Origin of the sequence: Actinomadura spongiicola, from assembly GCF_003432485.1 — a bacterium.
GTDB lineage: Bacteria > Actinomycetota > Actinomycetes > Streptosporangiales > Streptosporangiaceae > Spirillospora > Spirillospora spongiicola.
The window spans coordinates 200,024-211,055 of sequence record NZ_QVNQ01000013.1 but is presented as its reverse complement, the minus strand read 5'-3'; the positions used below and the strand labels follow the sequence as shown (position 1 = coordinate 211,055).

9 protein-coding genes and 1 riboswitch are annotated in these 11,032 nt (G+C 67.7%); of the genes, 2 read left to right on the top strand and 7 right to left on the bottom strand.

The window, feature by feature from the left end; all coding sequences use genetic code 11:
• The 5 genes from D0T12_RS32070 to D0T12_RS32050 form a co-directional block, all read right to left on the bottom strand.
• The coding region (locus tag D0T12_RS32070; protein ID WP_117404452.1) for a Clp protease N-terminal domain-containing protein at positions 1 to 1,528 on the bottom strand (1,528 nt) is incomplete at its 3' end.
• Between the two features lie 899 nt (positions 1,529 to 2,427).
• On the bottom strand, positions 2,428 to 2,751 hold the full coding sequence (locus tag D0T12_RS32065; RefSeq protein WP_117404450.1) for a histone-like nucleoid-structuring protein Lsr2: 324 nt from the start codon (positions 2,749 to 2,751) through the stop codon (positions 2,428 to 2,430).
• Positions 2,752 to 3,807: 1,056 nt separating this feature from the next.
• The gene (locus D0T12_RS36860; RefSeq protein ID WP_233526416.1) at positions 3,808 to 4,524 is read right to left on the bottom strand and encodes an RDD family protein; all 717 of its coding nucleotides are present in this window, start codon (positions 4,522 to 4,524) and stop codon (positions 3,808 to 3,810) included.
• A 4-nt stretch (positions 4,525 to 4,528) separates the two neighbouring features.
• Positions 4,529 to 5,338, bottom strand: a complete 810-nt coding sequence (locus D0T12_RS32055; RefSeq protein WP_117404449.1) for an RDD family protein — start codon at positions 5,336 to 5,338, stop codon at positions 4,529 to 4,531.
• A 4-nt stretch (positions 5,339 to 5,342) separates the two neighbouring features.
• On the bottom strand, positions 5,343 to 5,864 hold the full coding sequence (locus tag D0T12_RS32050; RefSeq protein ID WP_407642137.1) for an amino-acid N-acetyltransferase: 522 nt from the start codon (positions 5,862 to 5,864) through the stop codon (positions 5,343 to 5,345).
• Positions 5,865 to 6,129: 265 nt separating this feature from the next.
• Positions 6,130 to 6,336, top strand: a riboswitch (cyclic di-AMP (ydaO/yuaA leader).
• 132 nt (positions 6,337 to 6,468) lie between these two features.
• On the opposite strand from D0T12_RS32050, the gene D0T12_RS32045 reads away from it, so the two are divergent.
• A complete protein-coding gene (locus tag D0T12_RS32045) occupies positions 6,469 to 7,395 on the top strand; it encodes an NlpC/P60 family protein (protein WP_233526415.1) in 927 nt (308 codons plus the stop codon).
• Between the two features lie 352 nt (positions 7,396 to 7,747).
• Here D0T12_RS32045 and D0T12_RS32040 read toward each other — a convergent pair whose 3' ends face one another.
• Positions 7,748 to 7,978: a transcriptional regulator gene (locus D0T12_RS32040; RefSeq protein ID WP_067902439.1), complete on the bottom strand. Its 231-nt coding sequence runs from the start codon at positions 7,976 to 7,978 to the stop codon at positions 7,748 to 7,750.
• 489 nt (positions 7,979 to 8,467) lie between these two features.
• Between D0T12_RS32040 and D0T12_RS32035 the strand changes: the two genes are divergently transcribed.
• Complete coding sequence (locus D0T12_RS32035; protein ID WP_199487822.1) at positions 8,468 to 9,490, top strand: LacI family DNA-binding transcriptional regulator; 1,023 nt, start codon at positions 8,468 to 8,470, stop codon at positions 9,488 to 9,490.
• A 9-nt stretch (positions 9,491 to 9,499) separates the two neighbouring features.
• Here the strand turns inward: D0T12_RS32035 and lysX are convergent, their stop codons facing one another.
• Positions 9,500 to 10,993, bottom strand: a complete 1,494-nt coding sequence (gene lysX / locus D0T12_RS32030; RefSeq protein ID WP_117404447.1) for a bifunctional lysylphosphatidylglycerol synthetase/lysine--tRNA ligase LysX — start codon at positions 10,991 to 10,993, stop codon at positions 9,500 to 9,502.
• Between the last annotated feature and the right edge of the window lie 39 nt (positions 10,994 to 11,032).

Here is an 11,032-nt window from a genome sequence, read left to right as displayed (position 1 = left end):
GTTCGTCCTCCATCCGCAGCAGCCGGGTCGACTCCTCCTCGGTCAGCTTGAACACCGGGATCCCGGTCGCGGTGGCCAGCACCTCGGCGATCAGCTCGTCGGTGACCTCGGCGACCACGTCCATGTCACCGGCCTTCCACTCCTTCTCCCGCTGCGCCTTCTGGCCTAGCAGCTTCTTCTCCGAGTCGCGCAGCGCGGCGGCCTTCTCGAAGTCCTGGGCGTCGATCGCCGATTCCTTCTCCCGCCGGACGTCAGCGATCTTCTCGTCGTACTCGCGCAGGTCCGGCGGCGCGGTCATCCGCCGGATCCGCATCCGGGAGCCGGCCTCGTCAATCAGGTCGATGGCCTTGTCGGGCAGGAACCGGTCGGAGATGTACCGGTCGGCCAACTGCGCCGCCGCGACCAACGCGCTGTCGGTGATCGACACCCGGTGATGCGCCTCGTACCGATCCCGCAGACCCTTGAGGATCTCGATGGTGTGCGACAGCGACGGCTCGGCCACCTGGATCGGCTGGAACCGCCGCTCAAGCGCGGCGTCCTTCTCCAGATACTTGCGGTACTCGTCCAGCGTCGTCGCGCCGATGGTCTGGAGTTCGCCGCGGGCGAGCATCGGCTTCAGGATGGACGCGGCGTCGATCGCGCCCTCGGCGGCGCCCGCGCCGACGAGCGTGTGCAGCTCGTCGATGAAGAGGATGATGTCGCCGCGGGTGCGGATCTCCTTGAGGACCTTCTTCAGGCGCTCTTCGAAGTCGCCGCGGTAGCGGGAACCGGCGACCAGCGCACCCAGGTCGAGCGTGTAGAGCTGCTTGTCCTTGAGGGTCTCGGGCACCTCGCCCTTGACGATCTTCTGGGCCAGGCCCTCCACCACGGCGGTCTTGCCCACGCCGGGCTCACCGATCAACACCGGGTTGTTCTTGGTCCGGCGCGACAGGACCTGCATGACCCGCTCGATCTCCTTGCCACGACCGATCACCGGGTCGAGCTTGCCCTCCCGGGCGGCCTGGGTCAGGTTGCGGCCGAACTGGTCGAGGACGAGGGAGGTGGACGGCGCCGACTCGGAGGGACCGCCGGAGGCGGCGGGTTCCTTGCCCTGGTAGCCGTGCAGCAACTGGATGACCTGCTGACGCACCCGGTTCAGATCGGCGCCCAGCTTCACCAGCACCTGCGCCGCGACACCCTCACCCTCACGGATCAGACCCAGCAGAATGTGCTCGGTCCCGATGTAGTTGTGACCGAGCTGCAACGCCTCACGCAACGACAGCTCAAGAACCTTCTTGGCGCGCGGAGTGAACGGAATGTGCCCCGACGGCGCCTGCTGCCCCTGACCGATGATCTCCTCGACCTGCTGGCGCACCGCCTCAAGACTGATCCCCAGGCTCTCCAAAGCCTTGGCGGCCACACCCTCACCCTCATGGATCAGGCCCAGGAGGATGTGCTCGGTGCCGATGTAGTTGTGGTTGAGCATCCTGGCCTCCTCCTGGGCCAGGACGACAACACGCCGCGCGCGGTCGGTGAACCTCTCGAACATCTCGTCGCTCCTCACAGAGCGGTTGGCCAGTGTCCGGAACGTCCGGACCTGTCCTTCCGCATGCTAGCCCGCCCCGAGGAGGCCACCCGGTGCACTCCCACCAGGAGACGTTCCCCAGCTAAGCGCTGTTCAGTCTCATCCAACTACCGCATCGGTGCGTCATGTTCCCGCTACGCCCCAAGCGAACGGGGCCTTTCCGCAGGTGGATCAAGGCGTGGGGCCCAAAGCGCCGAATGGGGGTGAAGTCGCATGCGCGCGGCCTTGGTACCTCTCGGGCGCGGGGGTGAACCGTCCGGCCGCTTCGCCATAAGCGAACGCATCCAAGGGGCGCTCCCGAACGAACAGTCTTCAGGAACTGGAGGCAGAGGTGCGACCGGACACACGACACGACCCGGCCCGCGAGCGTCCGGGGCGGAGGCGAGCCCCGGAAACCGGGGCCGCGAACAGTGCTGTGAGGGGAATTGACGATGCGCCACGCCTGAGAGGACCGGACGAGTTCGCCGGGGGCGGAGGAACGCGCGGTGCGGGCGTGCGGCATGCGAACGGCTCGGCGGCGAAAAACGCGCCACCGGAGCGGTCAAGAGGCCGTCCGAGCCAGCGGCCGGAAGGCTTGTCAGCGAACGGCGGTGGCGGCTAAGGGAACGTGTTGTCAGCGAAACGAGCGCACCCAATGAGCCACAGAGGAACGTCGGACGGCAAGACGCGTCGAGCAAGGGGCTAGGAGAGGTCTAGGGAACGGCGGCGCAAGGAACGGGTGCCGTGTGAACGTCGCCAGGGGAACGCAACCGCACCGCGAACTCGTCGACCGAACAGACGTATGAAGTGAACTGAACAACGAACGGCACCGCACACGAACGGCCCGTCTCACGAAGGGAGACGGGCCGCCGGTCGCCGAGGGGTCAGTTGGCCGCCTCGTACTGTTCGATCACATGGGCCGGGATCCTGCCGCGCTCATTGACCTTGATGCCATTGTTCTTGGCCCAGGCGCGGATCTCGGCGCTGCGCTCGCGGCTGGACGCGCCGCGTTGCCGGCGACGGCGTGTGCCCGTGCCCGCCTTGCGCGACTTGTCCACGAACGGCTTAAGAGAATCCCGCAACTTCGTAGCGTTGGCGCCACTCAGGTCGATCTCGTAGGAGGCGCCGTCGATCGAGAACGCTACGGTCTCGTCCGCCTCGCCACCGTCGAGGTCGTCGACGAGAAGCACCTGAACCTTCTGTGCCATGGGGACAGACCCTTTCGGCTTGAGCAAACTGCATTCGGTTGACAAACATATACCGAGATGCGCGCCGATGACAATTCAACCGCCGGACTTGAACCCGCACTCCTGACCAAGTCACCTTCGTGGCGGTGACCGCGCGTAATCGCGTCGTTGTTTCCCGCTCGCCCGGTGGCGCGTGCGGGCATGCGGCGGCGGCCCGTCAATTTCTCGTCCGCCGGGGCGGTCGCGGTGTTTTCGGGCGTGACCGATGTCACGACGCGCCGCGCTGACCTGGGTCGGCGCTCGCGCATTGACCGGGGGTTTGTGGACGCTCGCTCCGGCTTTCGGGCGGACGGCGTCCGGGGGCAAAAGGCCCGGGGCCACGACCTTAACAGGCCGGGCACAGCGGCACCGCCTCCATCGATTAACCCTGACGTAACGGCACTAACCGCACCTGGACGGTAATGAACCGGGTCCCGGTCGACCTCCGCCACGACCGCTGATCAGCGTCCGCGTCGCGCGGTGTGGACGGATAACGGGCGTGCGGCCGGTACCGAAAACTGTTGCCATCACCCCGTGACGGGAAGTCACCATCCGCGGTCCTTACGTAGAAGCGGTCGGCACTCGCCCCTCTCCGAATCAGGAGTTTGCGCCACAATCCCACCTTCGCTCCACTTCTTCAAGCCGCGTCCAAGACTGGCCACCGGGCGCCTACAGGTGCGGTCAACACCCGCCGTACCCGGCGGAGGAAAGGTCCGTTCCAAGGGAGGCGGCGCCTCATCCGAAGTAAGTCCAGTGCGCTATGTGGCGGGAGCACCGGGCCGAAGGCAACGGCTTCGGAAGCGGCTTCTCAAAGCGGAGGAAGCGTCCGGGACGGCGCACATCCCGCGTCGATTCAGGGCCGTAACCTGAACGAGCTGGCATTCGCCGCCGCCGCGCGGTGCGTCCGAAACAGGGCGGGCATCTCCGGGGAAAGCCGGGAGGGGCGGGCGAGCCCACTCCGCATCCGCCGGAGATCACCGGCCGACGGAGTTGGATCAGCCGCCGCCTCGTCCGGGCGAAGGCGTACGAGAGACGATCTCAGAACGCCGATGAATCGGAGGGCGAGCGTTTTACGACCGCCGTCCCGGTGATCCTGTCGTGGCCGGCCTGACGAAGCGTCCCCTCGTACAGCGCCGCCGCGTTCGCCACCCAGAAGATGCTCGCGAGTACCCCCGCGACGGGAATCGGCCGAGCCGCGATCGGCAGTGAATAGATCGCGGCTCGGACAACCGCGCGGACAACGCCCAAGCGGTGCCGATCTCGCACCGAATCCGTTTCGGAGTTCCGGGTGTCCTCTGGCCGAACGGCCGCCTCTGTGGTCGCCTCAGCCGTCATCTCGGCGCCCGTGACGCCACTCAACCCACCGGTTTCCATAACCGGTGTCACGGGCTCGGGAGGCGCCGTGGTCGCCTCTGCGTCCGTCTCGTCCCCTGGCACGCCTGAGGGAGGCGCCGTCCCGCTCGTGTCGCCGTTCCGTCCCTGTTTCTCCGTCGCATCGGGCACAGAAGTCACATCGGGGACGGCGACGACCTCTATACCTGCGAAACGCTTGCCGAGCGTCCGGCCCCAGATGGCGAGCTGGACGGCCTCGTAGAGGAACATGCAGCCGGCCAAGGCGGGCGGAGCGACGACGTCCACCGAGGGCCCGGCGACAAGCTCGCGGACGACGATGATGACGGGCACACCGACGACGAGCGTGTCGACGATGCGAGCCAGGAGGCGCTGCCCCGGCTCGGCGAGCGGTGCCTCCGTCACGGGTCTATTCCGTGTACTCGTCGTGGTACTCGTCGTATCCGATCCGCTCGTCGACAACGAGTGTTCCGGCGAAGCGGTCGTGCAGCGCCTGATGCAGGGGCTGGTCCCAGATCGCCCACAGGTAGGCCATCAGCGCGCCCGCCCAGACCAACACCATCCCGTAAGCGGCGTAGTCCCACACCATCACCGCGATGACGAGGAAGAAGAAGACACCGAGCTGGTAGGCCACGTGGACGATTCCAGCGCGCCAGATGGCCTGCGTGGTGGTCAGAGGCCCTCCGGCGGGGGCCTGGACGATGCCGAGACCCATGACGCGCTTGCCGAGCGTCCGGCCGGACATGGACAACTGGACGGCCTCATAAAGGAACGGCAGCACCGACAGAACACAGAAGAGCGTGAAGATGATGGGCCAGTTCCACACACCGCCCTCGTCCTCGGTCTCGCTCCCCGGCTTGCCCAACCCGAAGGCGCCGATCGTGATCGGCAGGACGAGCGCGAACCCGAAGACCGCCACGAGCGCGTTGTCGATGAGCCGCGCGCCCGCACGGCGATGGATCGGTGCCAGTGGCTGGTCACCACCGTGGGAGTCGCCGTAGTGGTCATAGGACTGGTCGTGGGAGGCGTCGTACGGCTCGTGGTAGCCGGGCTGCTGTTGCCCCCACTGGTCCTGCCACTGTTGCTGCGGCTGCTGCGGGGGTGGCGGTTGCTGCTGGGGCTGCTGCCACTGGGGACCTCTGTAGGGGGGTGGCGGGCCGTACGACCCCTGCCCCTGCTGCGGCTGGTATGGCCGCCCGCGGTCGGGGTAATCGCTCATTGGGTCAGTCCTCCAGGCGAAGCAACATCCGGGTGTTCCCCAACGTATTGGGCTTGACCCGATCGAGGTTCAAGAACTCCGCAACGCCCTCGTCGTAGGAACGGAGGAGTTCCTCGTACACCTCAGGCGACACCGGAGTCCCCAGGATCTGCTGGAAGCCATGGCGCGCGAAGAACTCCACTTCGAAGGTAAGACAGAAAACCCTCCGCACGCCGAGTTCCCGCGCGTTCTCCAGCAGTCGGGAGACGATGCGGTGCCCGATGCCGCGACCGCCGTACTCCTTGTCCACGGCGACCGAGCGGACCTCAGCGAGGTCCTCCCACATCACGTGCAAAGCCCCGCACCCCACGATTCGTCCCGGCGTGCCGTGCTGGACGTCCTCGGCGACCCAGAACTCCTGGACGTCCTCGTACAGCTTCACCGTGGACTTCTTCAGCAGCCGCCGTCCCGATCCCGCGTACAGATCGACCAACGTGCGGATCTGGGAAACGTCGGCGGTACGGGCTCGCCGGATCACGACCTCCACAAACAGGCGAGATTATCGAACGCCGCGCGTTCGCCGACCGTCGGTGGCCCCCGCACGCGACACGGGCGACCGTGAGTGACCAGACGGATGCGTCGAGGCACACCAGGGGCCTCGATCAGTGACGGAGACCACACTTTCGGACACCTTGCCGCTACCTGTGATCTCGACCGACAGGCGCCACCACCAGCGAGTTTCCGGGATTTGGTTGGCATTCGAGGCCGGTTCCGTTAGTGTCCTTCGCTGACATACGGCCGACCGCAGGACGGAGGCCGAACCGCCGAGTCCCCGGGCCGCAACCAGCGCCCCGAGGAGCCGGGGACCCACTTCCGGAGCGTTCGGGGATCTTCCCGGGCTGACACCGTGAGGGGTGAATCCGCAGCCCGCGTGGAGATCGATCCGCGTGCGCCCCGCGGACGGGCTGCTCCAGCCCGAACCCGTCAGCTAACCCGGTAGGCGGACGAGGAGAGGAGAATTCGTGGAACCGTCGCGTCCTGGTTCCTTTTCGCGTTCTGCTCGTACGCGATCCGCTCGGACGAGCCCCCGGCTCTCGCCGTCCCGAACCGGACGAGGCCGAACGGCGCGGTTCGGTGGCCGGGCGATCACCGTGGCGGGCGCGCTGCTCGCCCTCTCGATCGCGCCGCAGACGATCACCGTGGCCCACGCCGACCCCGAGCCGTCCACGACGGAACTCAGGTCCAAGGCGCTCAAGCTCGCGGACCAGCTGGAACAGCTCACCGAGCAGTACAACGGCCTGAAGGTCAAGCTCGCGCAGTCGCAGCGCGCCGCCAAGGTCGCCGCCGACAACGCCGAGCGGCAGGAGAAGACCCTCGAAGCCCTGCGCGCGAAGGTCGGCTCCCTGGCCGCCACCAGTTACATGCAGGGCGGCTCCGACCCGACGGTCTCGTTCGTCGCCTCACAGGACCCGCAGGCCGTCCTCGACCAGGCCTCCACGCTCCGGTACTTCGCCACGCGCGACAGCAGCAAGGTCCTCGAACTGATGCAGGCCATGCAGGCCGCGCAGCGCGCCCGCAAGTCCGCCGAGGCCCGCGCCCAGCAGGTCACCGAGCTGCGGACGCAGCTCGACGCGCAGCGCAAGAAGGTCACCGACGCCTACGAGAAGGTGCGCGGCCAGCTCGTCAAGCGGGACCCCACCCAGCTCGCCAAGCTTCCCGTCATCGGCACCGGCAAGGCCGCGCAGGCGCTCCGCCTCGCGATGACCAAGATCGGCTCCCCGTATGTGTGGGGCGCCGAGGGCCCGAGCTCCTTTGACTGCTCGGGTCTGACGATGTGGGCGTACAAGCAGGTCGGCATCAACCTGCCGCACTACACCGGCAGCCAGTGGAACGCGGGCACCCGCGTGTCGCGCAGCGAACTCCAGCCGGGCGACCTCGTGTTCTTCTACTCCGACCTGCACCACATGGGCATCTACGTCGGTGACGGCAAGATGCTGCACGCGCCCCGCACCGGCGACGTCGTGAAGATCGCTCCCATGGGCGGACGTCCCTTCGCCGGAGGCGTCCGAGTCGCCTGACCACCATGATCGACCGGGTCGCGTCGTCCGATGGAAGTCGACGGACGGTGTCGTGCTCGTACGCGCGACGGAACGTTTCCGGTCTCGGCCGCCGTCGAGCCCGCCGGACTCGCGCGGGGGCGCTCACAGGAGACGGGAGCGCCGAACGGACGCCGACGAGCCCTCCAGGGCATGCTCGAAGGAATCCGGGGCGTCTTCTGAACACCGTCCGCGGCGGCGCCTTCAGCAGGGACCTACCTGCCGGGCTGTAGGCGCCGCCGCCGCGGGGTCGGACGGACGTTCAGAAGATCTCGCCGCCTGGATTCTGGTGACGCCCGCCGTCCTCCCCGGACGAGCGTCGTGGGTCGTGCTGCTAGATGAGCTGCCTTCGGGCCGCCCACACCACGGCCTCGATAGGGGTGTTGACCTCCAGCCGGTCGCAGATGGTCCGCAATCGGCGCCGCAAGGTCCGGGCGCTCAGTTCCAGCTTTCGTGCCGCCACATCGGCGGTGACACCGCTGGCGATCTGAGCGAGCAGGCGGATCTCCTCCTCGCTCAGCCCGAAATCGTCGGTGCCACGACGTGCGAGTGTGGCCTGTTCCACTCCGTCCTCCCTCGTCCGTGGTGATGACCGCGGGGATGCAGCCGTCCGCTGCACAGGCACGGGTTGGCCTCGATCTGTACGCGCGTTGGGTTGCCGGGTCCGGAGGTCCTCCGGACTTAGATCATCGGGGGTTTTCTGGGTCTCGCGCGCTTGGCCGGAGGTGGCCGTTGGGCCGATTGCGGGGGTGTAGGGGGGAACTCCGGGTGACGATTCACTCGTTGGCCAGCCGAGGGAGTCGGGATGAGATCGCCAGCCATCCGCCCCCGCCCTTCTCGTTGGACTCGCCAGATCTCGCCGTGGTCGAAGATCGTGAATCGTTTCAAGCTACGCTTCGGCTCGGAACGCTAGGCGGCCGGATCCGGCCCGTCAAGCGCTGGTTCAGTGCACTGCGTGCACGGATGGTAGCGGTACGTGACCGCATATCCGCTATTGCACCCTGCAAAACGCCACTACCTGGGGAAACAGTCCCGGGACGGGACGAGGAGCGAGTTGCCACAGACCAGTATTCGTGAGGTCGCGAGGCGTGCTGGAGTCTCAGTTGGGACCGTTTCGAATGTCCTAAACCGGCCAGACCTCGTGGCCGAAGCTACCCGTAATCGCGTTCGTGCAGCTATCGAGGAACTCGGATTCGTCAGAAACGAGTCCGCCCGACGGCTCCGGCGACGTCCCGAACGCACCGCCGGCGAGTTCGGCGACGAGCCGCGCCGCGCGTTCGGCGTCGTCGTCGAGGACCTCACCAACCCGTACGCGACCGCCGTCGTCAGCGGCGCCGAGGCGGCGCTGAACGAAGCGGGCCATGACGCGCTCTGGCTCTCAAGTGACCACTCCACCGCCAAAGAACGGCGTTCGGTGGAACTGCTGGAAGAGCAGAACGCCGCCGGAATCCTTATCATTCCGGTCGATTTCGGCTATCAGGATATTTCTCGACTTCGCGCCGCGGGCATGAGCGTGGTGCTGATCGACCGGGACGTCTCCGACGTGTGCACCGCCCGGGTCGACCATGTCGCCGGAGGCGAGATCGCCGCCGCGCACCTGCTCGGCATCGGCCGGGAGCGGATCGCGTTCGTCACCGGCGCTCCGGAGCCTCAGCCGTGCGTCGAGCGCCGCGACGGCGCCGCCCGCACTCTGGTCGAGGCGGGCTTCGCCAAGCCCACCACGCTCGTTCAGGACGCGCTGAGCCCCACCGCGGGCCAGGCCGCGGCCCACGAGATCCTGGCGATGTCACCGCGGCCCAGCGGCGTTTTCTGCGCCAACGACCTGCTCGCCATCGGCCTGATCAACGAGCTGATCCGGCTGGGCGCCCGCGTCCCCGAGGACATCGCCGTGATCGGCTACGACGACATCGAACTCGCCGCGAGCGCCGCCGTGCCGCTCACCACGATCCGGCAGCCCCGCCGCGAGCTGGGCTGGGAGGCCGCCGAGCTGGCGCTGGCGGAGGTCGGCGAGGGCAAGTCCCACCTGCACCGGCAGGTGGTCCTGCGGCCCGACCTCGTGATCCGCGAGAGCGCCTGACCCGGGCGTTCAGCGCTCGGGCTTGACCAGCGGGAACAGGATCGTCTCGCGGATGCCCTTACCGGTGAACGCCATGATCATCCGGTCGATCCCGGCGCCCATGCCGCCCGTGGGCGGCATCGCGTACTCCAGGGCGCGCAGGAAGTCCTCGTCCAGCTGCATGGCCTCGGGGTCGCCGCCCGCCGCGAGCAGCGACTGTTCGGTGAGGCGGCGGCGCTGCTCGATCGGGTCGACGAGTTCGGAGTAGGCGGTGCCGAGTTCCGTTCCGAACCCGATGAGGTCCCACTTCTCCGTGAGGAGCGGCTCCTCCCGGTGCTGGCGGGTCAGCGGGGACGTCTCGACCGGATAGTCCATGACGAACGTGGGCTGGACGAGGGTGTGCTCGACCAGTTCCTCGAACAGCTCCTGGACGAGTTTGCCCTGCCCCCACTTCGGATCCCACGACACTCCGCGGGCGTCGGCGAGTTTCCGGACGTCCTCGATCGGCGTGTGCGGGGTGATCTGCTCGCCCAGCGCGTCCGACACCGACCCGTACAGCGTGACCCGCGGCCACTTCTCCACGCCCAGGTCGACCTCGACGCCGTCGTGGACCACCACGGTCGTGCCCAGGGCGGCGACGACCGCCTTCTGGTACATCCGCTGCGTCAGGTCGGCCATGTCGTTGTAGTCGAGGTACGTGCCGTAGGCCTCCAGCATCGTGAACTCCGGGTTGTGCGTGGAGTCCGCGCCCTCGTTCCGGAAGTTCCGGTTGATCTCGAAGACCTTCTCGATGCCGCCCACGACGAGCCGCTTCAGGTACAGCTCGATCGCGATGCGCAGGTAGAGGTCCATGTCGTAGGCGTTGATGTGCGTCTGGAACGGCCGGGCCGCCGCGCCGCCGTGGATCGGCTGCAACATCGGCGTCTCGACCTCGAGGTATCCCTGCTCGTGCCAGAAGTCGCGGACGGCGCGGACGGTGTCGCTCCTGAGCCGGGCCATCTTCCGGGCCTCGTCGTTCACGATCAGGTCGACGTAGCGCTGCCGGACCCGCGCCTCCGGGTCGGTCAGCCCGGCGTGCTTCTCCGGCAGGGGCCGCAGGCACTTGGACGTGATCGCGAACCGGTCCGCCATGACCGACAGCTCGCCGCGGCGGGACGTGATGACCTCGCCCTCGACCCCGACATGGTCGCCCAGGTCGACGTCCCGCTTCCAGGCGTCCAGCTGCTCCTGCCCGACCTTGGCGAGCGACAGCATGACCTGGATCTCTCCGGTGCCGTCCTTGATGGTCGCGAAGCACAGCTTGCCGGTGTTGCGGACCAGCATGACGCGGCCGGTGACGCCGACCTTCTCGCCCGTCTCGGTGCCCGGTTCGAGGTCCGGGTGTTTCGCGCGGACGTCGGCGATCGTCGCCGTCCGCGGAAAGGTCACCGGGTAGGGGTCGATCCCGCTCGCACGGAGCCGGTCGAGCTTCTCCCGGCGCACGCGCATCTGCTCCGGGAGTTCGTCGAAGGTGTCGTCACTCACGCCCCAAAGGCTATCCAGCCCGCCGGACGCGCCGCGAAC